This window comes from Bradyrhizobium sp. 1200_D9_N1_1, from assembly GCF_052075915.1.
Classification (GTDB): Bacteria; Pseudomonadota; Alphaproteobacteria; order Rhizobiales; family Xanthobacteraceae; genus Bradyrhizobium; species Bradyrhizobium diazoefficiens.
The window spans coordinates 3454092-3477685 of sequence record NZ_CP197226.1; the positions used below are offsets into that span (position 1 = coordinate 3454092).

Sequence of the window (23594 nt, forward strand, 5' to 3'; positions counted from 1 at the left end):
CTCTCAGGTCACCGGCGCCGGATTGAACAGCGTGAGGTCGTTGTGGATGCCCCAGCGATCCGACCACGGTTTTGTGCGGCCGGAGGCGACGTCGAGGATCAGGCGGAACAGGTCCCAGCCGCATTCCTCGATGGTCTTCTCGCCGGTGGCGATGCTGCCTGAATCGAAGTCGATCAGGTCCTTCCAGCGCCGCGCGAGCTCGCTGCGGGTCGCGACCTTGATCACAGGCGCTGCCGCAAGGCCGTAGGGCGTGCCGCGGCCGGTGGTGAACACCTGCAAGGTCATGCCGGAGGCGAGCTGGAGCGTGCCGCAGATGAAGTCGGAGGCAGGCGTTGCCGCGAACAGCATGCCCTTCTGCGTCGCCTTCTCGCCGGGCGAGAGCACGCCGGTGATCGCGGACGAGCCGGACTTCACGATCGAGCCCAATGATTTCTCGACGATGTTGGCGAGGCCGCCCTTCTTGTTGCCGGGCGTGGTGTTGGCGCTGCGGTCGGCGCCGCCGCGGGCTAGGTAGGAATCGTACCAGGCCATCTCGCGCACCAAGGCACGCCCGACATCCTCGTTGATGGCGCGTCGCGTCAGGAGCTGAATCGCGTCGCGCACCTCGGTGACTTCCGAGAACATCACGGTGGCGCCGGCGCGCACTAGGAGGTCGGCGGCAAAGCCGACCGCGGGGTTCGCGGTGACGCCGGAGAACGCGTCGCTGCCGCCGCATTGCAGGCCGATGACGAGATCGGAGGCCGGGCAGGTCTCGCGGGTGCGCTTGTTGAGAATCTTCAGGCGCGCTTCGGCCTGTGTCATGATCGCATCGACGATCGCGCCAAAACCGTCGAAGGCTTCGTCCTGCATGCGGACGATGGCATCGCTGATGCCTTCCGGCACCAGCCGCTCGGGCGCGAGCTTCTCGCAGCCGAGGCTGATGACCAGAATTTCGCCGCCGAAATTGGGGTTGAGCGCGAGGTTCTGCAGCGTGCGGATCGGCACCACCGCGTCGGGCGCGTTAATGGCGACGCCGCAGCCATAGGCGTGCGTCAGCGGCACGACGTCGTCGACGTTCGGGTATTTCGGCAAGAGCTCGGCGCGGATGCGCTTCACCGCATATTCCATCGTGCCCTTGACGCATTGCACGGAGGAGGAGATGCCGAGGATGCTCTTGGTGCCGACCGAGCCGTCCGGATTGCGGTAGCCCTCGAAGGTGAAGCCTTCGAGCGGCGGCAGCGGAGCGGGCACGGCGGTCGAGATTTCCAGCTTGTCGAGGGCAGGGGCCTCCGGCATGCGAATGCGCGCCTCATCCACCCATTCGCCGGCCAGGATCGGCGAGAGCGCGTAGCCGATCACCTCGCCGTAGCGGATGATCGGTGTGCCTTCCGCGATGTCGACCAGCGCCGTCTTGTGCCCCTGCGGCACGAAGGCGCGCAGTGTCAGGCCGCAGGCGAAGCGGGAGCCGGCGGGAAGCCCGAAATCATTGACCACGATCGCGACATTGTCGCGCTCGTTGAGCTTGATGTAGCGGGGCTGCTCTTTCGCTGCGACTGACTGGTCCATCTGCGCTTGCCTCCGAAATCGTAGGGTGGGCAAAGGCGCAACGCGCCGTGCCCACCGTCTTCACACCGAGCGTAAGTGGTGGGCACGCTTCGCTTTGCCCACCCTACGATGTCTCAACCCGGATAGGTATAAGCGGTCTTCACCGTCGTGTAGAACTCGCGGGCATAGGAGCCCTGCTCGCGGGCGCCGTAGCTCGAGCCCTTCCGGCCGCCGAACGGCACGTGATAGTCGACGCCGGCGGTCGGCAGGTTGACCATCACCATGCCGGACTCGCTGTTGCGCTTGTAGTGCGAGGCGTATTTCAGGCTGGTGGTGCAGATGCCGGAAGCGAGGCCGAACTCGGTGTCGTTCGAGATCGCGAGCGCTTCCTCGTAGTTCTTGGCGCGAATGACGGCGGCGACCGGGCCGAAGATCTCTTCGCGCGCAATGCGCATGTTGTTGTTGGCTTCGGTGAACAGCGCCGGCTGGAGGTAGTGGCCGGGCGTCTCGCGCTGGAGCAGCTCGCCGCCGAAGGCGAGCTTTGCGCCTTCGTCCTGGCCGATCTTGATGTAGCGCAGGTCCTGGTCGAGCTGGCTCTGGTCGACGACGGGGCCGATATGCACGCCGGCCTTGAGCGCGTCGTCCACCGACAGGCCCTTCAGGCGCTCGGCCATCGCGGCGACGAAGCGGTCATGGATGCCTTCGGTGACGATCAGACGCGAGGAGGCGGTGCAGCGCTGGCCAGTCGAGAAGTAGGAGCCGTTGACGGCGACCTCGACGGCGGTCTTGAGGTCCGCATCGTCGAGCACGACCAGCGGATTCTTGCCGCCCATCTCGAGCTGGAATTTCTTCATCGGGTTCGACAGCACGCAGGCCTGCGCGATCTTGCGGCCGGTCTGCACCGAGCCGGTGAAGGAGATCGCGGCGACGTCGGGGTGATCGAGCAGGGTCTGGCCGACCACGGAGCCGGAGCCGACGACGAGGTTGAACACACCCGCCGGAATGCCGGAGCGGGTGATGATCTCGGACAGCGCATGCGCCGAGCCCGGCACCAGCTCGGCAGGCTTGAACACGACCGTGTTGCCGTAGCAAAGCGCCGGCGCGATCTTCCAGGCCGGGATCGCGATCGGGAAATTCCAGGGCGTGATCATGCCGACGACGCCCATCGGCTCGCGGGTGAGCTCGACGTCGAGGCCGGGGCGGACGGATGCGCCCTTCTCGCCGATCAGCCGCAGCGCTTCGCCGGCGAAGAACGCAAAGATCTGGCCGGCACGCGCGACCTCGCCGATGCCTTCGGGCAGGGTCTTGCCTTCCTCGCGGGCGAGCAGGCGGCCGAGCTCTTCCTTACGGGAGAGGATTTCGAGAGAAATCTTGTTCAGCGCGTCGTAGCGCACCTGCGGGGTCGACTGCGCCCAGGCGGGGAAGGCGGCCTTGGCGGCCGCGATCGCCTTCTCGGTCTGCGCCTTGTCGGCCTTGGCGTATTCGCCGACGAGGTCGTTGGTGTTGGAGGGGTTGATGTTCCTGGTGACGCCGGAGCCGTCGACCCATTCGCCGCCGATGAAGTTTTTCAGGATCGCAGTCATATCATTCCTCCAGGGAAAGTTTCTTACCGAACGAGGCAGGGACGCTTGTCGTCGAAGGTCCAGCCGGGGATCAGGTCCTGCATGGCAATAGCGTCATCGCGGGCGCCGAGTCCATGCTGCTTGTAGAGGTCATGCGCGGCGTCGATGGCCGCCCTGTCGATTTCGATACCCAGGCCCGGCCTGTCGGGGACCGCAATCTTGCCGCCCTTGATCCGGAGCGGCTCCCTGGTCAGCGCCTGGCCATCCTGCCAGATCCAGTGGGTGTCGATCGCGGTGACCTTGCCGGGGGCGGCGGCGCCGACATGGGTGAACATCGCGAGCGAGATGTCGAAATGGTTGTTGGAGTGCGAGCCCCAGGTCAGGCCGTTGTCGCGGCAGGTCTGGGCCACGCGCACCGAGCCCTGCATGGTCCAGAAGTGGGGATCGGCCAGCGGAATGTCCACCGCGCCGAGACGCAGCGCATGGGAGAGCTGGCGCCAGTCGGTGGCGATCATGTTGGTCGCTGTGGGCAGACCCGTGGCGCGGCGGAACTCGGCCATGATCTCGCGGCCGGAGAAGCCGGCCTCGGCGCCGCAGGGGTCCTCGGCATAGGCGAGGATGCCGTGCATGTCCTTGCAGAGGCTGACAGCCTCGTCGAGCGACCAGGCGCCGTTCGGGTCCAGCGTGACACGCGCGTTGGGGAAGCGCTTGGCGATCGCGGTGACGGCCTCGATCTCCTGCTCGCCGCGGAGCACGCCGCCCTTGAGCTTGAAATCGGCGAAGCCGTAATGATCGTGGGTGGCTTCCGCGAGCCGCACCACGGTCTCCGGCGTCATCGCCTCCTGATGGCGGAGGTTGAACCACTCCGCCTTGCCGGTCTCGCCCGTGACGTAGTCGAGCCTGGACTTGCTGATATCGCCGACGAAGAAGAGGTAGCCGAGCGTCTCGACGCTCTTGCGCTGCTGGCCTTCGCCGAGCAGCGCGGCGACCGGCAGGTTGAGATGCTGACCGAGCAGGTCGAGCAGCGCGGACTCGATCGCCGTGACCGCATGGATCATGACGCGCAGGTCGAACGTCTGCTTGCCGCGGCCGCCGGCGTCACGATCGGCGAAGGCGGTGCGGACGTCGGCGAGGATGTTGTTCATCGCGCCGACGGTCTTGCCGATCACGAGATCGCGCGCGTCCTGGAGCGTCTGCCAGATCTTCTGGCCGCCCGGCACCTCGCCGACGCCGGTGTGGCCGGCATTGTCGGTGAGGATGACGATGTTGCGGGTGAAGAACGGCGCGTGCGCGCCGCTTAAGTTGAGGAGCATGCTGTCGCGGCCCGCGACCGGGATCACCTGCATCGCCGTGACGACCGGTGCGCCGGCGACTGGCGCGCCGGAGATGTCAGTCTGGGCCATCGCACGCTCCTCCCTGTTGTCTTGTTATTCTGCAGCCTGTTGTGACGATCGGATGGCGGGCAGCTTCTTGACCAGCGCGGTCAGCTCCGCAATCTCCTGCTCGGTGAGATCGGTCAGCGGCGGGCGGACCGGGCCGGAGTCGCGGCCGATCACCTTCATGCCGGCCTTGATGATCGAGACCGCATAGCCCTTCTTGCGGTTGCGGATCGCGATCAGCGGCAGGATGAAATCCTTCAGCCCGGCATGGATCGTGGCGTGATCGCGCTTGCGCACCGCGGCGTAGAAGTTGGTCGCGAATTCCGGAACGAAGTTGAACACGGCCGAGGAGTAGGTCGTCACGCCCATGTCGAGATAGGGCAGCGCGAAGGTTTCCGCGGTCGGCAGGCCGCCGATATAGGTGAGGCGGTCGCCGAGCTTGGTGTAGACGCGGGTCATCAGCTCGATGTCGCCGATGCCGTCCTTGTAGCCGACGAGGTTCGGGCAGCGCTCGGCGAGACGGGCGAGCGTGTCGGGCTGAAGGATGGCGTTGTCGCGGTTGTAGACGATGACGCCGATCTTCACGGCGGCGCAGACCGCCTCGACATGGGCGGCAAGGCCGTCCTGCTCGGAATGGGTGAGATAGGGCGGCAGCAGCAACAGGCCGTCGGCGCCGGCCTTCTCGGCGCCAACAGCGATCTCGCGGGCGATCGCCGTGCCGTAGCCGGTGCCGGCGAGCACGGGCACGCGGCCCTTGGTCTCCTCGACGGCGATCTTGACGATCTGCGGGACCTCGGTCGGCGTCAGCGAGAAGAACTCGCCGGTGCCGCCTGCGGCGAACAGGCCCGCGACGTCATAGCCGCACAGCCAGTCCATGTTGGCGCGGTAGGTCGCCTCGTCGAAGGAGTAGTCCGCCTTGAACGGCGTGACGGGGAAGGACAGGAGGCCCGATCCGATCGTCTGGGCCATTTCCTGCGGGGTCATCTTGCTCATGGGCGCGGCTCCCTAATTGCGTGTTGTCGAGGACGCAAGCCTGCGCGTCCATGCGCCGTGGTTTAGGAGACCGTTCGATGCGCGTCCAAGCCAAAGCCTATATCGACCGATGCGAAATCAGCATCAATCTTCCATGGTCTCCGCGGAGGACAATTCACCGGCGATTTTGACCAGCGCCGACAGCAGCGGATTCTCGTCATCGCGGCGCCAGACCATGAACAGCTCGACCGGGACGCGCGTGCGCAATTTGAGCGGCCGCAGCCGCACGTCGGAGATCTTCAGGCTTGCGGCCGCGGCCGGCACGATGGCAAGGCCAAGGCCGGCCCGGACCATGGCGAGGATCGAGTGGATCTGGCTCAGATGCTGGACATAGCGCGGCAGCACGTCGGCGCGGGTGAACAGCGCCACCAGGAGATCGTGGAAGTAGCGGCTCTCATAGGGCGAGTACATCACGAACGGCTGGTCGTCGAAATCCTTGATGGTGATGCTGTCGGCGCTCGCCAGCGGATGCTTCTTCGGGATCGCGGCAAGCAGGGGCTCGGCGACGACGCGGCGGCTGGCCACTTCGGGGCGCGCGATCGGCGGCCTGAGCAGGCCGGCGTCGATCTGGCCGGAGCTGAGCGCCTCGAACTGGTCGCCGGAGACCATCTCCTTCAGCGAGAAATCGACTTCGGGCAGCTTGGCGCGGCAGGCCGCGACCAGCTCGGGGAGGAAGCCGTAGGCGGCCGCCGCCGTAAAGCCGATCTTGAGCGAGCCGGTCTTGCCCAGCGCGATGCGGCGGGCGACCTGCGAGGCGCTTTCCGCAAGCTTCAGGATGCGGCGCGCCTCCGGCAGGAAGCTGCGGCCGGCCGGCGTCAGGCGCACCGAACGGCTGGTGCGCTCCAGCAGCGGCGCGTCGATGATGTGCTCGAGCACCTGGATCTGCCGCGACAACGGCGGCTGGGTCATGTTCAGCCGCGCGGCGGCGCGGCCGAAATGCAGTTCCTCCGCCACCGTGACGAAACAGCGGAGCTGGTTGAGGTCGAACATCGATACATGCCTTAGATGAATAAGGCGTTTCCCCGGCACTTCTAGCATCGATCATCCCCAAAACAAAGACGGCGGCTTTTGAGCCGCCGTTGAGTTGCCTGGTCAAGCTCCCGCGGGAGCCCTCAGGAGGAACGTTTGAGCACCACCCGCTCGATCTTGCCCACCACGACGAGATAGGCGAACGCGGCGACCAGCGCATTGGCGCCGACGAACAGCAGCGCGCCATTGAAGGAGCCGGTCGCGGCCAGGATGTAGCCGATCACGATCGGGGTGGTGATCGAGGAGAGGTTGCCGAAGGTGTTGAACAGGCCGCCGGAGACGCCGCCGGCTTCCTTCGGCGAGGTGTCGGAGACGACAGCCCAGCCGAGCGCGCCGATGCCCTTGCCGAAGAAGGCGAGCGCCATGAAGCCGACCACCAGTGCATGTCCGTCGACATAGTTGCAGGCGATGATCGACATCGACAGCAGCATGCCGCCGACGATCGGAATCTTGCGCGCCATGGTCAGCGAACCGGTGCTGCGCAGGATCGCGTCCGAGATGATGCCGCCGAGCACACCGCCGATGAAGCCGCACAGCGCCGGCAGCGTCGCGACGAAGCCGGCTTGCAGGATCGACAGGCCGCGCTCCTTGACGAGGTAGACCGGGAACCAGGTCAGGAAGAAATAGGTCAGCGTGTTGATGCAGTACTGGCCCAGATAGACGCCGAGCATCATGCGGTTGGAGAGCAGCTGGCGGATGTGGTCCCACCCGGAGCCGGACTGAGGCGCACGTTCTTCCTTGGGCGCGTCGAGATCGACCAGCGCGCCGCCCTCCTTGATGTAGTCGAACTCCGCCTCGTTGATCCCAGGGTGCTCTTTCGGGCCGTAGATGGTCTTGATCCAGACCAGACCCATGATCACGCCGAGCGCGCCCATCACGAAGAACACGTAGCGCCAGCCGTAGTCATGCGCGATCCAGCCCATCAGCGGTGCGAAGATCACGGTCGCGAAATATTGTCCCGAATTGAAGAAGGCGGACGCGGTGCCGCGCTCGTTGCCGGGAAACCAGGCGGCGACGATGCGGGCATTGGCGGGGAAGGACGGCGCTTCCGCGACGCCGACAAGGAGGCGGAGTGCGAACAGCACGACGATGGCAGCGCCGGCGCTGAGGAAGCCGACCCAGCCCTGCATCAGCGTGAACAGCGACCAGACGATGATGCTGAAGGCATAGACGAGGCGCGAGCCGCAGCGGTCGAGCAGCCAGCCGCCCGGCACTTGGGCGATCACATAGGACCACCCGAAGGCCGAGAAGATCCAGCCCATCGCGACGGGATCGAGATGCAGCTCCTTGGAGAGCGCGGGGCCCGCGATCGAGAGCGTGGCGCGGTCGGCGTAGTTGACGGTCGTGACCAGGAACAACATGGTCACGATGAACAGCCTGACGCGAGACCTCCTCACGTCCGCTGCGGACACCACTGCGCTCATCACGCGCCTCCTTAGAACTCGAAATGTTTCCTCACCACGACTCCTAGAGGCGCGCGCGGCAAAGTGTCCAAGTTCAAGGGAGTATCGATCGATGCCGTTTTTGGATTGATGGAACGGCAGGTGGGAGGGAACGATCGTGAGGATGGAGACCGCGCTCGTCCCAATCGTCGTTCTGGCGAAAGCCAGGACGACTCGGGGAGATAGTATTCGTACTCACAGCGCGTCATTGCGAGCGCAGCGAAGCAATCCAGAATCTTTCGGCGGATGGACTCTGGATTGCTTCGCTGCGCTCGCAATGACGGTGTGGAGAGCGCTCGCTCTTGCTTCTATTGCCGCGCGCTCGGTAGCAGCTGCGGCAGCAGTCCCCGCGTCACGGGCGGCGGTACTGCGTCCAGCCCGAGCACGCTGCTTGCGGCCGGCAGCGCCGCATCCGCCATCGCGGCGTGGCCTTCGGCGCTTGGATGCACGGCGCCGCCATAGACGGCGGAGAGCACGCCCCAGGTGGCGTCGTGGATGTCGGTCGGCTGGCTCGCGGCCGGCAGGCCTTGCGGATAGGTCATCGCGGCGAAGTAGCTGTCATTGGCGTCGCGGATCCAGCGCGCGCGCGGCAGATAGGCGCGATACTCGGAGGCGCCGCGGCCGCACAGCATCGGCTGGCTCGCCGCGCTCACGATATCGGGATTGAAGCTCTGGCCGTTCTCGGCAAAACACGTGCGGTCGAATTCGGGATCGTTGCCCGCATGCGCGCAGAAGCCGTGATCGGCGAACGCTGCCTGATGCGCATCGACGAAGGTCATGCGGTCGGCTTCGGGATCGCGGCACAGCGCGCCGCGGGTGCAGGTGGCGAGCCCCTTCAGCTGCGGCAGGAATTCGGTGTCGACGAAGGTCGAGACGCGGGCGAGGCGCTGCGGATCGGCGTTGAAGGACGGATGAATGTCGAAGCCGGCGCGGCCGCCGCGGCAGGGCACGCCGCCATCGGCAAGCGCCGGATTGGCGTAGGAGACATAGACCACATGCGAGAGGTCGCCGCCGACCAGCGGCTTCAGCGCCTCGCGCAGCTTGACGAAATTCTGCGGCAGCTCGCGCGCCAGCGCATCGCGGGAATCGTCGACGCTCGCCATCACGCCGGAGCGGCGGAACAGCGCGCGCTCGGTCGCGGTGTCGACGATGACGTCGGCGACGAGACCGGAGAAGTAGACATCATTGGCACCGACCGAGAGCAGCACGAGATCGAGCGTGCGGTCCGGCTGGCGCTTCTTCGCCGCGGTGATCGCCTCGCGAAGCTCGGCGACCTGCGCGTTCACGCTGGTCTGGCAATTGCCGTTCTTGCTGGGCGCGCATTCGCGGGCGCGCTGCGAGCCGAGCAGCCCGTCGCCGATGCTGGCGCCGGTGCAGGCGAGCGGCAGAAAGGTCACCGCGATGTGGGTGTAGCGCACCGCGAGCGCCAGCGCGGTGCGGGCCTGGTAACTGTAGAGCGAGCGGTGGCAGGGGGAGTTGAACCAGAGCGCGCCGTAGCGCTGCCAGTTGGCGAGCGTATCCGGCGCCTCGCAGGCGCGGCCGCCTTTATAGCCGGCGCGGCTCGGCCGGTAGTACTGCGCGCCGGCGGTGCCGAGATAGGAGCGGAAGCAGAAACCTTCGTCCGACAGCGCCAGCGGCCGGTCGGGATTGCCTTCGCCCGAGGCGATGCTGTCGCCGAGGCCGGCGACGAAGATGTCGCGGACCTGGATCTCGGTCTGAACGCGCTGGGTCGGATCGGAGCCGGAGGAGACGTCGACGCTCGCGACCGTCTGCCGGAGGTAGCGGACGCGCAGATTGACCGGCTCGGCACAGTCGAAGGTCGAGGTCTGCGGCCCGTCGCCGTCGTCGAACGACCAGGCGCAGGTGGCGCCGACCGGCACCGCGCCGGTCAGGCGCACGGTCACCGGATGGTCGATCGGGGTGAGGTAATTCTCTTTGACGTTGTCGCGGGTGCAGGGCTGGTTGACCCGGCCCTGGAGGTCGATGCAGAGCCGGTTGACCATGTTGCGAGCCCAGCCGCGGCCCTCGCTCTGGAGCTCCAGCGACTGTTCGGCGGCGAGGATGCTGCGGTTACGCGCGTTCTCCACATGAAGCAGAAAGTCGCGCTCCTCGCGGAACAGGCGGAAGCGGTTGCGCACCTCCCAATTGATCTGCATGGCGCCGGCGTCCTGCGCCACTGCGCGCTCGGGCGGCAAAGCGGTCAAAATCCCGGCAAGCAGCAGGGCGCCCGCGAAGAAGGTGCGAAGAGATGGTCGGATCATGGCCCGCGTGTTCAACGGCAAAGTTGAGGCGGAAATAAGAGAGGATTGCTCCCCCCGCCCGCAACCTTGTCTGACGATTTTTGCGGGCGCCGTCCAGCGCCCTAGCGCTTGCTGGCCTGTCGCAGCGACCGCTCGCGCTCCATTGCCGCCACCTGCTTGGGCAGGTTGGCCTGGGCGCAGGCCTCCGCCAGCCGCCGTCGCTCCTGCCAGGGCTCGACCACGTTCATCCAGAGCTCGCGCGTGCCCATGATGGAGATGGCGAGGCCGAACGGGATCACGAAATAGAGCAGGCGGAACACCAGCAGCGTCGCCAGAAGCTGCTCGCGGCCGAATTCCGGCAGCGCCACCAGCATGGCGGCATCGAATACGCCGATCGAGCCGGGGGCATGGCTGGCAAAGCCGAGCAGCGTCGCCAGGATGAACACGACCGCCAGCGACAGGAAGTCGATCGGCGGAGTGGCCGGTATCAAGAGGTACATTGCCGTGGCGCAGAAGCCGAGATCGACCACGCCGATCAGGATCTGCACCAGCGTCAGCGGCGCCGAAGGCAACACCACCTTCCAGCCCTTCTGGCCGAGCTCGCGGCGTTTCTCGCCCATGCAGAGCCAGACCAGATAGGCGCCGATCGAGGCGAGGCCGCCGAGCGCGATCAGCCGGTTGATCGACGAGGGCAGCTGATCCATGTAGGAGGCGGCATCGGGATGGACGGCCATGCCGATCGAGAGCACGAAGATGTTACCGAGCCAGAAGGTCAGGCCCGACAGGAAGCAGATCTTTGCGACGTCGATCGCGTTCAGCCCGTAATCCGAATAGATCCGGAAGCGGATCGCGCCGCCGGTAAAGACGGTGGCGCCGATGTTGTGGCCGATCGAATAGGACGTGAAGCTGGAGAGCGCTGCAATGCGATAGGGCACGTGCTTCTTGCCGATCGTTCGCAGTGCAAAAAAATCGTAGAAGGTCAGCGTACAGAACGCGAAGAAGACGCAGATCGCCGCCAGCCCGATATTCCCGCGGGGAATCTCGGTCAATGCGGTCAGGATGACGCCGGTATCGATACCTTTGAGGGTCCGCACCAGCGTGGTGATTGCGAAGGCGATGATGAAGACGCTCGCGGCAATTCCGAGCCGTCGCCAGCCAATCCATCTCTTGAAGCCGCGTTTCAACGCGGGCAGCAGTCCGTGCATTCATCCTCCCGGCAGGGGGCAAGACCGACAAGGCCAGGCATTGGCCAGTCGGGCGCGATGGTTGCCAAAGGCAGGCGTCGATCGCTAGGCATGATCCAGTTCATTTAAGACAAAAACGGTGACTTGTGCAGCCCTTGACAAGGATAGGTTCTGTGCCGAACCGGCGACTTTTGTCATATGTGGTTCACATCGGACGCGCGTTAAGCATATGAGTCGCCAAACCGGCCAGGCCCGCGCGTTCGTATATTGGCATGCTTTCATATCGTGCCGTCCGCGGCATTGTTCCAGCGCAAGCGATGCCGGCTTTTTTGGAACGTCGATGCCGCGTGCCCGTTAGCGCCCCATCAGCAATCGAACATGGCGGGAATATGCGGCTATTCGTGCGAGCCGGTGCCCCCGTGTTCCCGAAACCCAAGAGGATCGGAACGATGGGACTGTTCACAAAAGACATCAAGACCATGAACGACCTGTTCGTGCACCAGCTCCAGGACATCTACTATGCCGAGCAGCAGCTCACCAAGGCGCTGCCGAAGATGGCCGACAAGGCCACCGACCCGCAGCTGAAAAAGGGCTTTTTGACGCACCTCGAGGAAACGAAGCAGCACGTCAAGCGGCTCGAGGAAGTGTTCAAGATGCACGGCGCACAGGTGAAGGCGGTCGACTGCCCGGCGATCGACGGCATCATCGAGGAGGCCGACGAGACCGCCGGCGAGGTCGCCGACAAGGCGGTGCTGGACGCTGCGCTGATCAATGCGGCGCAGGCCGCCGAGCATTACGAGATCGTGCGTTACGGCAGCCTGATCGCCTGGGCCAAGCAGCTCGGCCGGAGCGACTGCGCCGCCGTGCTCGCCAAGACGCTCGAGGAAGAGAAGGCGACCGACAAGAAGCTCACGGCGCTCGCCGAGAGCAAGGTGAATCTGCGCGCGGCGAGCTAGCGCTGGTGTAGCCTGGAAAGCGCCGCGCGGTGGTTCGCGCGGCGCTTTTGCCCTTGCTTGCCACGGCCGTCGTCATTCCCCGCCTGCGCGGGCGACGACGCCGAGTTTCGGGTGGGCACGCTCGCCACACATCCATCCTTCGGCCATTGTCGAAACATGACGGCAGGCCGGAAGCCTATATGTCGCGTGGGGCTGCAACCGAGGTGGCAGCATGCGAGCAAGCACCATCAAATACGAAGCCTTCGACGACGGAGCCGGCGCGCCGCGCGCCTCATCGCGTCCTGCGACCTCCCTGACGTTGGCCGCGATGAGTCTCGGCTATGGCGTGGTGCAGCTGGACGTCACCATCGTCAACACCGCGCTCGACGCGATGGGCAGGGCGCTCGGCGGCGGTGTCGCCGAGCTGCAATGGGTCGTCAGCGCCTATACCATTGCCTTTGCCGCCTTCATCCTGACGGCCGGCGCACTCGGCGACCGGATCGGCGCCAAGCGCGTCTTCATGGCCGGGTTCGCTATCTTCACTGCGGCCTCGCTCGCCTGTGCGTCGTCCCCCAATGCAATCGTGCTGATCGCGGCACGACTGGTCCAGGGCCTAGCGGCGGCGATCCTGGTGCCGAATTCGCTGGCGTTGCTCAATCATGCCTATGCCGACGACCGCGCGCGCGGCCGCGCCGTCGCGATCTGGGCTGCCGGAGCGAGCCTAGCGCTGACCGCGGGCCCCTTCGTCGGCGGCGCGCTGATCACGCTGGTCGGGTGGCGCGCGATCTTTCTCGTCAACCTTCCGATCGGCCTCATGGGCCTTTGGCTGAGCTGGCGTTATGCGACGGAGACCACGCGCGCGCCCTCGCGCGAGATCGATCTGCCCGGCCAGCTTACGGCAATCGGCGCGCTGGGGGCGCTCGCCGGCGCGATCATCGAGGGCGGCGCGCTTGGCTGGGACCATCCGGCCGTGCTCGCGGCCTTCGCTTCAGCCCTCGTCCTCGCCGTGCTGTTCGTCTGGCGGGAGAGCCGCGCGGCGCAGCCGATGCTGCCCTTGTCCCTGTTCGGTCACCGGCTGTTTACCTTGACCGCGCTCGTCGGCCTGCTCGTGAACATCGCGATCTACGGCCTGATCTTCGTGCTCAGCCTGTACTTCCAGAGGATCAACGGGCTGTCGGCGTGGTGGACCGGACTTGCCTTCGTGCCGATGATGGCCGCGGTGCTCCCGGTCAATCTGCTGGCGCCGCGCCTCGCCGAGCGCGTCGGTCCGTGCCCGACCATTGTCGTCGGCGCCTTTATCTCGGCGCTCGGCTGTCTCGGCCTGATCTGGATCGAGGCTGATACGAGCTATTGGATGATCTGCGCGCAGATGATCGCGATCAGCGGCGGACTTGGGCTGCTGGTGCCGCCGCTGACCTCGACCCTGCTGGGCAGCGTCGAGAAGGCGCGCTCCGGCATCGCGGCGGGCGTCCTGAACGCGACGCGGCAGACCGGCAGCGTGCTCGGCGTTGCGCTGTTCGGCTCGCTGGTGGCCTCGAAAGGTGCATTCATGACCGGCCTGCACGCATCGCTGGTGGTATCGGCCACCGTCCTGCTGCTCGCCGCCGCCGTGATCGGGATCGGCGCGCCTTCGCGAAGATGAACAATGTGAGCAAACGCACACATCTTCCGTTCACCATCGCCGAACCCAGCACATAGCCGGTTACCGACTGTCCATCTCTGCCCGCTCTAGTGCGGGTCGGATAGGGGCCGGCAATGTATCAAGTTCTTTACTGTCTCACGGACCAGCATGACTGGCGCCTCGTCGCACTCGGCGGCGCAGTGTGCCTGCTCGCGAGCGCGGCGGCGATCAGCCTGTTCCAGCGCGCGCGTGCGGCAAGCGGCGGTGCTCGCGTATCGTGGATCGCGCTGGACGCCGTCGTCGCAGGCTGCGGCATCTGGGCAACCCATTTCATTGCGATGCAGGCCTACGGGCCGGGCGCCGGCGGCGCCTACAACATCCCCGTGACCGTTCTGTCGCTGATCTTCGCGATTGCGGTCACCTTCGTCGGGCTGAGCATCTCGGTGTCAGCGACGCGGACGATTCCGGTCGCGCTCGGTGGCGCCGTCGTTGGCGGCGGCGTTGCCGCAATGCATTACACCGGCATGATGGCGCTCGAGATTCCCGCGCGCATCGGCTGGGCGACCGACACCGTGGCGGTCTCGATCGTTCTCGGTATCGTCTTTGGATCGCTTGCGCTGGTCGTCGCGGGGCGGCGCGACGGCGTGGCGAATGCGCTCGGTGCGACGGTGCTGCTGACCGTCGCCATCGTCTCGCATCATTTCACCGCCATGGGCGCCGTGGAGCTGACGCCGGATCCTTCGATCGTCATCAGCGGCATGTCGATCCCGCCGGCCTCCTTGTCGGTCCTTACCGCCAGCGCGGCCGTCGCGATCATCGCGATCGCGCTCGCAGCGGCTGTGCTCGACCGCCGCGCCAAGGGCGAATTGGGACGCCAGCAGGTCGTGCTCGATACCGCGCTCGAGAACATGTCGCAGGGGCTGTGCATGTTCGACGCGGACGGCAAGATCATGCTGTTCAACGAGCGCTACGCGGCGATGCTTCGTCGCACCGATATCGCGCTGACCGGCCGCCTCTTGGTCGACGTGCTGCGGGAAGAGCAGGCCAAGGGCCAGTGGCAGGGCGATGCGGATGAATTCTTTGCGCGCCTCGTGGTCGACGCGCGCGAGGGCCGCACGACCAGCCAGGTCGTCAACCGGTTTGGCCGCTCCATCCGGGTCGTCAACCAGCCGATGCAGGGCGGCGGCTGGGTCGCGACCTTCGAGGACATCACCGAATGGCTGGAGGCGCAGGCGAAGATCTCGCACATGGCGCGTCATGACGCGCTGACCGGTCTGCCGAACCGCGTGCTGTTCCACGAGCAGCTCGAGCAGGGACTGCGCCGGACGGGTTCGGGCGACCAGCTCGCGGTGCTCTGCCTCGATCTCGATCACTTCAAGGACATCAACGACTCGCTCGGCCATCCCATCGGCGACGCGCTGCTCAAGGAGGTCGGCCGCAGGCTGAAGGCCACCGTCGGCGAGAGCGACACGGTGGCGCGGCTTGGCGGCGACGAATTCGCAGTGGTCCAGATCGGACGGTCGGAGGAAGCCGCAGCGAGGTGCCTTGCCGGCCGCCTCGTCGAGGTGATCTCGGCGCCTTACGAGATCGACGACCATCAGATCGTCATCGGTGTCTCGATCGGCATCTCGCTGTCGCCGCAGGACGGCAGCAACGCGGACGAGCTTCTGAAGAACGCCGACCTTGCGCTGTACCGCGCAAAGGCGGACGGCCGCGGCACCTACCGCTTCTTCGAGACCGGCATGGATGCGCGCGCACAGGCGCGCCGTCTGTTGGAGATGGATCTCCGCGCAGCGCTGCAACGCGACGAGTTCCAGCCGTACTATCAGCCGATCCGCGACGTCGCCAGTGGTCGCGTCGTCGTCTTCGAGGCGTTGCTGCGCTGGAACCATCCGCAGCGCGGCCTGATCGCCCCCATCAACTTCATTCCGCTGGCCGAGGAGACCGGACTCATCGTCCAGCTCGGCGAATTCGTGCTGCGTTCCGCCTGCACCGACGCGGCCACCTGGCCCGACGATGTCGATGTCGCGGTCAACCTGTCGCCGGTGCAGTTCAGGAATCCGAACCTGATCGCATCCGTGACCGCGGCGCTGACCGTCTCGGGACTGCCGGCGCGCCGGCTCGAGCTCGAGATCACCGAATCCGTGCTGCTTCAGAATAGCGAGGCGACGCTGACCACCCTGCACGAGCTGCGCGCCATGGGGGTGCGGATCTCGCTCGACGATTTCGGCACCGGCTATTCGTCGCTGAGCTATTTGCGCAGCTTCCCGTTCGACAAGATCAAGATCGACCGCTCCTTCGTGTCGGAGCTCGCGACGCGGGAGGATTCCATGGCGATCATCCGCGCCGTGACCGGGCTCGGCCGCAGCCTCGGCATCGTGACCACCGCGGAAGGTGTCGAGAACGACGCGCAGCTCGAGCTGCTCAGGCGCGAGGGCTGCACCCAGGCGCAGGGCTATCTGTTCAGCAAGCCGCGGCCTGCCTCGGATGTGGCGTTGATGCTGGAGCGCCCGCGGCTGCGCGCCTCGGCCTAGAAAGGCTAGCCGCGGCGCAGCGCGAAATGCGCGCCGCAGAATGCCATCACGGCGCCAAGGCACAGCGCGGCGAGCCCGGCAAGCACGCCCGAGACCGTCGGGATCGGGCTCGGGGCCGAGGCCACCTGGCCGGCGCCCGCAAGCAGGAGCACGCCGACCGCGATCAGGAATTGCCGCATCCGTTGCGGGATCTGGCCGTGGGCGGCGCTCTGCATCAATGTCGCCGTGAAATACCCGCCGGAAAAGCCGACCGTGGCGATCAGCCACCAGGCGATCGCAGCGCCCGCCGGAATGAACTCATGCGTGTCGGAGCGCCAGAGGCCGCCGAGGTCGAGCCCGTAGCGCGCGCCCAGCATGTGCACCGCGAGCGCGAGCAGCACGCCGCAGATCACGGCAGCCCCGAGAATCAGGCGGCGCGGAAAAAAGGTCGTCTCAGCCATGCCCCGCTTGTAGGATGGGCGAGGGCGACCGCGCAAGCGGGTCGCAGACCGGATTGCGCGGTCGGGATTGCAGACGGGATCGATTGTCGAGATGCGGGTTTCGGACGCGCAGGGCGCCCCAGGCGCGAGCTATGCCTACAAGGCGTCGCTGATCGGCTCGGCGCATCGTTTCGAGCTGACCGACGCGGGGCTGTCCTGGCACATCGGCGGCCGTTCCGGCCTGTGGCGCTACGACGAGATCAGCGCAATCCGGTTGTCGTTCCGCCCGGTGTCGATGCAGCAGCACCGCTTTCGCGCCGATGTCAGCCGCAGCGGTGGCGGCCGCATCGCGATCCTGTCGACGAGCTGGCAGACTGCGGCGCTGATGGCGCCGCAGGACAATGGCTTTCGCGACTTCATCGTCGAGCTCCATGCGCGGATGGCGAAAGCAGGCAGCCGCGCGGTGCTGACGGCAGGCCTCGGCCGCAACACCTATGCCGCGGTGCTGGCGTTCATGGCGGTGCTGACGGTGGCGATGACTGGGCTCCTGATCCGCGCGCTCATGATCGACGCCTTCGCCGGCGCGTTGTTCATCCTCGGCTTTGCCGCGCTGTTCGCCTGGCAGGTCGGCGGCTTCGTGCGGCGCAACCAGCCGCAGAGCTACAGCTTCGATCGCGTGCCGAAGGCCTTGTTGCCTTAGCTGCAATCGGCCGCAATCAAACGTGACTTCGCGCCCCGGTGCCGGTGTCGCATCGTGCTGCCATGTCAGCGATGGATTGCAGCACGCGCCGGCCTGCGGCGGATGAGATCGCCAGGATCAACCGCACGCATCTGATCGACACGCCGCTCCGGCCGGCCGACCTCTTGTTCATGTTCGGCACCCGCGAGGACACCGCACTCCGCGCCGACACCGCCGCAAGGCTGTGGCGCGAGGGCTTGTTCCGCTGGTCGATTGTCAGCGGCGGCGTGACGCCGGGCTCGGAGCAATCCGAGTGCACCATCATCAAGGCGGCGATGGTCGCGGCGGGCATTCCGGCGGACCGGATCCTCGAGGAGCATGGCGCGACGAATACCGGCGAGAACGTGATCTTCTCGCTGCCGGTCATCGACGCGGCGCTTGGGCTGCAAAATATCCGCAGCGTGATCTGCCTCGGCAACACCTGGACCGCGCGTCGCTACCCGATGACGCTGCACCGGCACTGGCCCGAGGTCGAGAAGATGCTGCTCACCGTCGACAGCTTTGCGACGCCGCGCGCGCTCTGGCACACCGATGTCGAATTTCGCCGTCGTGTCCTGCATGAATGGGACAAGATCGAGCCGTACAAGGCGAGGGGCTTTATCGCGGAATGGCCGGAGGGCTGACGGGCAAGATTCTAGTTTTGACGCGTTTTCTTTACGCGAACCGGTATCCACTTCGCTCGAAAACGCTCAGGTTACTCCGTCGAGTCAAAGTCCTCTTCCTTGGTGCCGAGCAGCGAGACGAGCGTGCGCAGGCCTGAATCTAGCTGCTCGAACGTGGGCGGGGCGAGCGCGAGACGCACCGCATTCGGCGCGTGACCATGCGCGATTGCAAAAGTCGAGGACGGCGTCAGCGCGATGCCGCGCCTGGCGGCTGCGGCAACGAAGGTCTGCGAACGCCAGTGCGGCGGTAGCGTGAGCCAGAGATGATAGGAGCGCGGGTCGGCGGCGAACTGGTAGCCGGCCAGCAGCCTGGCCGCGGTCTGCTGGCGGCGCGCGGCGTCGATGCGCTTCAGGCGCGTCAGCTCGGCGACGGTGCCGTCGGCCATCAGCCGCTGCCCGGATGCGAGCGCATGGCCGGAGGCGATCCAGCCGCCGGTGCGAACCGCGCTCATCACGCTCTCGCGCAGACGCGGCGGGGTGACGAGGATGCCGAGCGCAAGGCCCGGCGCGACCTTCTTCGACAGGCTGTCGATCACGATGCAGCGGTCCGGCCCGAGCGCGGCCAGCGGCGTGTCGTCGGCGAGGAAGCCGTAGACGGCGTCCTCGATGATGGTCAGATCGAGCTTCTCGGCGACGCGCATGATGTCGGCGCGCCGCGTCGCGTTCATGGTGACGCCGAGCGGGTTCTGGATGATGGGCTGGAGATAGAGCGCCGACAGGTGTGCCTCGCGATGCGCCTTCTGGATGGCGTCGGGCCGCGCGCCATGCTCGTCCATCGAAATCGGGACCAGCGTCACGCCGAGCCGCGCCGCGATGCTCTTGACGTAAGGGTAGGTGAGCGCCTCGACGCCGCAGCGGCCGCCGGTGGGGACGAGCGCTGTGAGCGCGGCCGCGAGCGACTGCTTGCCGTTGGCGGTGAAGATGATCTGCTCGGCCTGCGGCGCAAAGTCCTTGCGCCCGAGATAGGCGGCCGCCGCATTGCGCGCGCTCTTGGTGCCGGTGCTGGTCGAGACGCGCAGCGCGGATTCCAGCGCGTCGACGCGCTCGAGCCCGGCAAGGCTCTTGGCGATCATGGCCCATTGCTGCGGCAATAACGGATAATTGACCTCGAAGTCGATCCGCGCGTCGCGCGGCTCGCTCAGCGCCTCGACTTCGCGCCTGATGTCGCCGGAGATGAAGGTGCCGCGGCCGACTTCGCCGACCACGAGGCCGCGGCGGAGCAATTCCGTATAAACCCGGCTCGCGGTCGAGACCGCAATGCCACGGTCATAGGCAAAATTGCGCTGCGGAGGCAGCCGGTCGCCGGGCCTTAACGTGCCATTAGAGATATCCGAGGCAATGGCATCGGCAAGCTTCACATACTCGAACTTGGACATTATTGCACCGAGAGCAATGTTTTCCTTGCTCCGAGAAGTGTACTGGAGCATTTAAGTTCCATCAAGGTCCGCGTTGAGCTGAGGAGAGCGAGAGCAATCCTATGGCAAATGAGGTGCAGGCGCTCCAGCGTCTGCGCCAACGGCGCCCGCTTCGCCGCGTGGACAATAGGCCGGAGAAGAAAAATGACCACGATCTCGCAAGCTGCCGGGCGGAGTTTACGCCCATCCTCGTCGAGCGGATTTTTCCGCGCTCTCGCCAGCGCCATCCATGCGCTGTTCGACCGCCTGGAGCGCCGCTCCGCCGTCAAGACGCTGAGCGAACTCGACGACCACGCCCTGCGCGACATCGGGATCACGCGCAGCCAGATCGAGGACGCGGTCTACGGGCAGTTCAAAGCCGAGATGACGCGGTATCTGTAACGTGCTTTGACGTCCGCCGTGCCCGGTAGATCTGGGCGCGGTGACCTCGCAATGACGGAGTGCGGGCACGGGCATCGCTCTATCAACTGATATCTCACTCGCAGACACACTTTCGCATCCTCGCGGCTTGTTTCGCCCGAGCTTTGCTTCGTCGCGTCACGCCCAACGAAAGAGGGCGCAGGGAAGACCGGGAGCCGGCTGGCTCCCATTGACCGCCATGCGAGAAGCGGATTGCGCTACGATGCACAGCGGGAAACAGGGCAACCGGAGACATCCCGGCCTTCCCTGCGCAGTGGTTGGAACGGCTTATGTCGTGCTCTCCCCGGGGAGCGATGCACTATTGCCCCCGTCGCCTTGCGGATGGCTGACGCGCGCGGTCCGGTCGGGCCGCACACATCACCGCAAGACTTGGCGCACAGACCCCGGGCGCCAGGACGACACGATTTGGCCGTACGCCGATCACACCGGTCGTGCGCGCGACGTCCTCGCTCACGGTTGCCCGCCCTGCGAAACCCTTCGCGCCGATGCAACTAGCGTCCACCGCCGCCCGGCCCGCGTTCGTGACGATCGCGATACGCCCCTCTTCCTTGGGCCGGAGTGAGGCGACACATACGCCGTTTCCGAATTTCGGTAAAGTGGAATATTTTGGGCGGCGGGAATTGACCTGCCGTTTGGGTGTTTTGCCCGACGGGCAACGCAAGGGCTTGTAGCCCGGAACAACAGGCTACGGAGCAGCCCTCAGTGCCTGACCACCAGCACCGAGCACTTCGCGTAGCGCACCACGTGCCCGGCATTGGAGCCGAGGAAGTAGGTGCGCATCGCCGGCCGGTGCGAGGTCATCACGATCAGATCGGCCTTCATGTGCACGGCTTCCTCCAGAATCTCGTGGTAGATGCCGCCCTGGCGGACCACGCTGGAGATGTGGGAGGCCTCGATGCCGGATTCGCGCGCGACGATGGCGAGCGCTTCCTCCGAGGTCTGGCGCTGCTGTTCGTCGAAATCGGCCGGCACGTATTCTGCCAGCATCACCGGCGTCATCGGCAGCACGTTGAGCAGGCGCACCGTGCCGCTCCAGGTCTGCGACAGCGTTGCCGCGGTCGCGATCGCCGGCTTGGCGAGATCGGTGTCGGCGAGGTCGATGGGCACGAGGATGGACTTGAACATCTGCGCCTCCAAATCTTCCAGTCAGCTCTCGATCAGCTGCATCAACCGGTCGAGACCCGCGGGTCTCATCCCGATCGAAGCAGCTTGGGGCTGACGAACAGCACCAGCTTGCCGCGGCGGTAGGCCACGTCCCCCCAATCCTTGACGTCAAAGTCGAAGATCGCAAGCCCCGCGGTGGGCAGGTTGTGGGTGAGCGCCTTGGCGCCGGCCGGATCGCCGCCGCCCATCAGCATCAAGGCGATCTCGTGCATGCCGGGATTGTGACCGACCAGCAGCAGCCGCTTCGGGTTGCCCGGGTTGGTTGCAGTGCGAATGGATTTTAGGATCTGCGCGGGATCGGCGCCGTAGAGTTCCGGCAGGACCTCGACCTCAGGCGCGGGGACGCGGCCCTTCATCGTCGCCCAGGCGATGTCCCAGGTCTGCCGGGCGCGGACGGCATGCGACACCAGCACGGTATCGGGGAAGGGGGGATGGGAGGCGATCCAGTCGCCGATTTCGGCGGCATCCCTGTGGCCGCGGTCGTCGAGCCGGCGATCCTGGTCACGGCCGCTCGGCGCGTCAGTCTCGGTCTTGGCGTGACGCAGCAGCATCAAACGGCGCATGGCACTCTCGAATCGTTGCACGTCCAGAATAATCTACAGGCGCCGGTTGAGGACAAGGTGACAAGCGCCCGATCGGTCCTTTAAAGCGCGATGAGATTTGGACAAACCCTCATCGCGCTTTAAATTTTTGTTCTGAGCATGATCTTTTCGGAAAACCGCTGCACACTTTTCCGGATCATGCTCTAAGAAAACGATATGAGCGAGACTTTCACAAGCGTGTCCCAGGAAGAAGCCGGCTTTCGCGAGCGCGCGCGGCTGTCGTTCGATCTCGACGCCGATATCTGCGTGATCGGGGCAGGGCTTGCCGGGCTCTCCATTGCACTGGAGGCGGCCCGGCTCGGGGCCAGTGTCGCGGTGCTCGAGGGCCGCCATATCGGCTGGAACGCCTCCGGCAACCAGCTCGGCACCGTGATGCCGGGCTTTGCGCTGCCGCTCACCGAGCTGATCGAGCGCATCGGCTTCGAGGACGCGCGCGAATTGTGGACGCTGTCGAAGGAGGGAGCCGAGTTCGTCCGCGCCAACGCCACCGAAGAGAACATGCCGGGGATCGCCCCGAGCGACGGCGTGCTCGAGGTCTCCAACGTCGACACCGGCGACAGGTTGATCAGCCGGTTGCAGATGCTGCACGAGGATTTCGACACCGAGGTCGAGGGCTGGCAGGTCGATCGCGTCCGCGAGGTGCTCAAGACCGATCATTACTTCCACGGCGTGTACTATCCGAGGGCATTCCAGGTCGACGGCCGCAAATACGTGCATGGTCTTGCGGCGCTGGCGCGGCGGGCTGGCGCCCGCATCTTCGAGGATACGCCGGTGGTCAGCATCGACCATTCCGGCATCCGCAAGCGGATCGTCACGCCGTCGGCGCGGCTGCGCGCGACGCACATCGTGCTCGCCGGCAACATCCATCTCGGCGCGCCCTTGAGGCGCCTGTCGGAGACGCTGCTGCCGGTCTGGCGCTATGCCGGCATCACCGCGCCACTCGGCGAGCGCGTGCACGAGATCATCGCCTTCAAGGGATCGGTGATGGATTCCGACGGCGTCGATCATTTCCGTATCGTCGACGGCGACCGGCTGATGTGGGAGAGCCCGGAGACCACCTGGGCCGCACGGCCGCAGCGCTTTGCAGGCAGCGTCAGGCGGCGGATCCGGACGATCTTCCCCCAGTTCGGCAATGTCGAGATCACCGATATGTTCGGCGGCGCGACCGGCCAGACCGTGCACGGCATGCCGCAGATCGGCCAGTTGCGCAAAGGCCTGTGGGTGGCGAGCGGGTTCGGCCGCCAGGGCATGAACACCTCGGCCATGGCCGGGCAGATGATCGCGCGCAGCATCCTGTGGGGCGACGAGCGCTGGCGGCTGTTTTCGCCGTTCGAGCTGGTCTGGGCGGGCGGCGCGACCGGACGGGTCGCGGGTCAAGTGGTCGGGATCTGGGGCAGGACGAGCTCCGCCGCCGCAGGTACGCTCGCCCGCTACCGCGAGCGGGCGCGGGTCAAGGACAGGGAACGCGAGGCGCGGCTGGCCGAAGCCAACCGGGCTGCCGGCACCGGTCCGCGCCGTCCGCCGCCGGGTGTACGGCCGCGGCCGGCCCCGCCGCGGAAACCCGCGACTGAAGCCTTGGAACCGGCCTCGCACGACGACAGCGTCTCGCAATAAGTTGAGAAAAATCGCGCCTGGACGTGTAACGTCGGCCGCTAGAACCCGTATCTCAGGGCGTGGACTCGCGCACGGAG

General features: G+C 66.1%; 19 protein-coding genes. 7 read left to right on the top strand and 12 right to left on the bottom strand.

The features are described 5' to 3' along the window. Nucleotides 1-3: 3 nt before the first annotated feature. From garD to AB5K84_RS16540, 8 genes are all read right to left on the bottom strand, one after another. The gene (gene garD, locus AB5K84_RS16505; protein WP_110116642.1) at nucleotides 4-1545 is read right to left on the bottom strand and encodes a galactarate dehydratase; all 1542 of its coding nucleotides are present in this window, start codon (nucleotides 1543-1545) and stop codon (nucleotides 4-6) included. A gap of 113 nt (nucleotides 1546-1658) precedes the next feature. After that, nucleotides 1659-3107 carry an aldehyde dehydrogenase family protein gene (locus tag AB5K84_RS16510; RefSeq protein WP_110116641.1) on the bottom strand — a complete coding sequence of 483 codons (1449 nt, stop codon included), beginning with the start codon at nucleotides 3105-3107 and terminating at the stop codon, nucleotides 1659-1661. 23 nt (nucleotides 3108-3130) lie between these two features. Continuing rightward, nucleotides 3131-4489 (bottom strand): glucarate dehydratase, encoded by a 1359-nt coding sequence (gene gudD / locus AB5K84_RS16515; RefSeq protein ID WP_011088613.1) that lies wholly within the window; start codon nucleotides 4487-4489, stop codon nucleotides 3131-3133. Between the two features lie 24 nt (nucleotides 4490-4513). Then, the gene (gene kdgD / locus AB5K84_RS16520; protein ID WP_011088612.1) at nucleotides 4514-5458 is read right to left on the bottom strand and encodes a 5-dehydro-4-deoxyglucarate dehydratase; all 945 of its coding nucleotides are present in this window, start codon (nucleotides 5456-5458) and stop codon (nucleotides 4514-4516) included. 123 nt (nucleotides 5459-5581) lie between these two features. Next, nucleotides 5582-6487, bottom strand: coding sequence for a LysR substrate-binding domain-containing protein (locus AB5K84_RS16525; RefSeq protein ID WP_011088611.1), 906 nt, complete (start codon nucleotides 6485-6487; stop codon nucleotides 5582-5584). Nucleotides 6488-6609: 122 nt separating this feature from the next. Then, nucleotides 6610-7950 (bottom strand): MFS transporter, encoded by a 1341-nt coding sequence (locus AB5K84_RS16530; protein ID WP_162603650.1) that lies wholly within the window; start codon nucleotides 7948-7950, stop codon nucleotides 6610-6612. 326 nt (nucleotides 7951-8276) lie between these two features. Further along, nucleotides 8277-10229: a hypothetical protein gene (locus tag AB5K84_RS16535; RefSeq protein WP_110117336.1), complete on the bottom strand. Its 1953-nt coding sequence runs from the start codon at nucleotides 10227-10229 to the stop codon at nucleotides 8277-8279. 101 nt (nucleotides 10230-10330) lie between these two features. After that, on the bottom strand, nucleotides 10331-11413 hold the full coding sequence (locus AB5K84_RS16540; protein WP_110116639.1) for a lysylphosphatidylglycerol synthase transmembrane domain-containing protein: 1083 nt from the start codon (nucleotides 11411-11413) through the stop codon (nucleotides 10331-10333). A 428-nt stretch (nucleotides 11414-11841) separates the two neighbouring features. Here AB5K84_RS16540 and AB5K84_RS16545 point away from each other — a divergent pair, with 428 nt between their 5' ends. From AB5K84_RS16545 to AB5K84_RS16555, 3 genes are all read left to right on the top strand, one after another. Further along, complete coding sequence (locus AB5K84_RS16545; protein ID WP_011088607.1) at nucleotides 11842-12348, top strand: YciE/YciF ferroxidase family protein; 507 nt, start codon at nucleotides 11842-11844, stop codon at nucleotides 12346-12348. Between the two features lie 211 nt (nucleotides 12349-12559). Then, entirely contained in the window at nucleotides 12560-13969 is a 1410-nt protein-coding gene (locus AB5K84_RS16550; protein ID WP_110116638.1) for an MFS transporter, read from the top strand. Between the two features lie 113 nt (nucleotides 13970-14082). Then, a complete protein-coding gene (locus AB5K84_RS16555; RefSeq protein WP_304564318.1) occupies nucleotides 14083-16482 on the top strand; it encodes a bifunctional diguanylate cyclase/phosphodiesterase in 2400 nt (799 codons plus the stop codon). Between the two features lie 5 nt (nucleotides 16483-16487). On the opposite strand, the gene AB5K84_RS16560 is transcribed toward AB5K84_RS16555, so the two are convergent. After that, nucleotides 16488-16922, bottom strand: a complete 435-nt coding sequence (locus tag AB5K84_RS16560; protein ID WP_011088604.1) for a hypothetical protein — start codon at nucleotides 16920-16922, stop codon at nucleotides 16488-16490. Between the two features lie 91 nt (nucleotides 16923-17013). On the opposite strand from AB5K84_RS16560, the gene AB5K84_RS16565 reads away from it, so the two are divergent. Both AB5K84_RS16565 and AB5K84_RS16570 read left to right on the top strand, forming a co-directional pair. After that, nucleotides 17014-17601: a hypothetical protein gene (locus AB5K84_RS16565; protein ID WP_011088603.1), complete on the top strand. Its 588-nt coding sequence runs from the start codon at nucleotides 17014-17016 to the stop codon at nucleotides 17599-17601. A 62-nt stretch (nucleotides 17602-17663) separates the two neighbouring features. Next, entirely contained in the window at nucleotides 17664-18263 is a 600-nt protein-coding gene (locus tag AB5K84_RS16570; protein WP_038967747.1) for a YdcF family protein, read from the top strand. A gap of 71 nt (nucleotides 18264-18334) precedes the next feature. On the opposite strand, the gene AB5K84_RS16575 is transcribed toward AB5K84_RS16570, so the two are convergent. Further along, nucleotides 18335-19678 carry an aminotransferase-like domain-containing protein gene (locus AB5K84_RS16575; protein WP_162603649.1) on the bottom strand — a complete coding sequence of 448 codons (1344 nt, stop codon included), beginning with the start codon at nucleotides 19676-19678 and terminating at the stop codon, nucleotides 18335-18337. A 183-nt stretch (nucleotides 19679-19861) separates the two neighbouring features. On the opposite strand from AB5K84_RS16575, the gene AB5K84_RS16580 reads away from it, so the two are divergent. Then, complete coding sequence (locus AB5K84_RS16580) at nucleotides 19862-20098, top strand: DUF1127 domain-containing protein (RefSeq protein WP_028173269.1); 237 nt, start codon at nucleotides 19862-19864, stop codon at nucleotides 20096-20098. Between the two features lie 738 nt (nucleotides 20099-20836). On the opposite strand, the gene AB5K84_RS16585 is transcribed toward AB5K84_RS16580, so the two are convergent. Further along, nucleotides 20837-21262, bottom strand: a complete 426-nt coding sequence (locus tag AB5K84_RS16585) for a universal stress protein (protein ID WP_011088599.1) — start codon at nucleotides 21260-21262, stop codon at nucleotides 20837-20839. A 65-nt stretch (nucleotides 21263-21327) separates the two neighbouring features. Continuing rightward, complete coding sequence (locus AB5K84_RS16590) at nucleotides 21328-21864, bottom strand: SixA phosphatase family protein (RefSeq protein ID WP_028173270.1); 537 nt, start codon at nucleotides 21862-21864, stop codon at nucleotides 21328-21330. A 195-nt stretch (nucleotides 21865-22059) separates the two neighbouring features. Between AB5K84_RS16590 and AB5K84_RS16595 the strand changes: the two genes are divergently transcribed. Further along, a complete protein-coding gene (locus tag AB5K84_RS16595) occupies nucleotides 22060-23517 on the top strand; it encodes an NAD(P)/FAD-dependent oxidoreductase (protein WP_110116635.1) in 1458 nt (485 codons plus the stop codon). Nucleotides 23518-23594: the final 77 nt, after the last annotated feature.